1 protein-coding gene and 1 pseudogene are annotated in these 1568 nt (G+C 74.6%); both read left to right on the plus strand.

Going from position 1 to position 1568, the window contains the following annotated elements:
- Positions 1–98: 98 nt before the first annotated feature.
- Positions 99–1331 carry a SpoIIE family protein phosphatase gene (locus AB0C29_RS47675; protein WP_360834902.1) on the plus strand — a complete coding sequence of 411 codons (1233 nt, stop codon included), beginning with the start codon at positions 99–101 and terminating at the stop codon, positions 1329–1331.
- Positions 1332–1359: 28 nt separating this feature from the next.
- Positions 1360–1568 (plus strand): annotated as a pseudogene (locus AB0C29_RS47680) (AGE family epimerase/isomerase); the annotation flags it as partial.

Raw genomic sequence — 1568 nt, forward strand, 5'->3', positions numbered from 1 at the left:
CCGGCGCCGGCGCGACCACCAGCGCAGCGGCGTGCGCCGGCACCGCCGCTGACCCGCCTCCGCTCGCCCGCCGCCGGGCGGGGTGAAAGTATGGGCTGATGGACGCGGTCTCGTCCCGCTCCGTCGGGGACCCCTCGGAGCTGGCTGCCCTCATCGGCGACGACACCGACGAGCTCTACGACAACGCCCCCTGCGGCAATCTCGCCACCCTGCCCGACGGCACGATCGTGCGGGTCAACTCCACACTCCTGGGCTGGCTCGGGCACACCCGCGAGGAGCTGGTCGGGCGGCGCCGCTTCGTCGACCTGCTCACCGTCGGGGGCCAGGTCTTCCACGAGACCCACCTGGCGCCGCTGCTGCGGATGCGCGGCGAGATCAACGGCATCGCCCTGCAGCGGCGTGCGGCCGACGGCACCCGGTTGCCGGTGCTGGTCACCGCCACGGTCAGGACCGGCGCCGACGGCACGCCGCTGATGGTGCGCACCACGATCTTCGACGCCCGGGAGCGCCGCGCGTACGAGCAGGAGCTGCTGCGGGCCCGGCGCGACGCCGAGGGCGACCGGGAACGGCTCCGCGGCCTGGTCTCCGGCCTGCAGCGCAGCCTGCTGCCGGTCAGCCTGCCCGCACCGGCGGGCATGCGCACGGCCGGCCACTACCGGATGGCCTCACCCGACGAGGTCGGCGGCGACTTCTACGACCTGTTCCCGCTCAGCGAGGGCCGCTGGGGTTTCTTCCTGGGTGACGTCTGCGGCAAGGGGGTCGAGGCGGCGGCCGTGACCGCCGCGGCCCGCTACACGCTGCGCGCCGCCGCCGTCTACGACCCCACGCCCGAGGCGGTCCTGCGCAACCTCAACTCGGTGCTCTACCAGGAGTACCGCAGCCAGGCCCACCGGCACTGCACGGTCGTGTCCGGCCTGCTGACCCCGGACGGGACCGGCTGGACGGCCACCATCGCCGGCGGCGGGCATCCGCCGCCGCTGCTGCTGCGCCCCGACGGCAAGGCCCGCCACCAGCACACCACCGGCGGCACCCTGATCGGCATCATCGCGGATCCCCGGCTGGTCAGCCGGACGCTGCGGCTGGACCCGGGCGACACGCTGGTGCTCTACAGCGACGGCCTCACCGACGCGAAGACCGGCGATCAGCGCTTCGGCAGCGAGGCCCTGGAAGCGTTCGCCGGCACGCTGACGCCGACCGACGCGCCCGGGGCCGTGGCGGCGTTCGTGGAACTGCTGGGCACCTTCGACGAGCTCGACGACGACGTCGCCCTGATGGCCATGAGCGTCGACCGGCCCGGCAGCGCCGCGCCACCGGGGATTGCCCCGGCATGAGGACGGCGGTCCCCCTACAGTGATCCAGATGTCCCCCTGGCCGACGAACCCCGCCCATCACCGCTGGCTGGACCAGCACACCCGGGAGCTGCTGGCGTTCGGGCGCCGGACCGCCGATCCGGCCGGCGGCGCCCGCTGGCTCGACGCCCACGGCCGGCCGGACCCGCAGCAGCATGTCTCCACCCTGCTCAGCTCGCGGATGACGCACGTCTACGCCGTCGGCACCCTGCTCGGCGT

Origin of the sequence: Actinoplanes sp. NPDC048791 (assembly GCF_040650095.1) — a bacterium.
GTDB lineage: Bacteria > Actinomycetota > Actinomycetes > Mycobacteriales > Micromonosporaceae > Actinoplanes.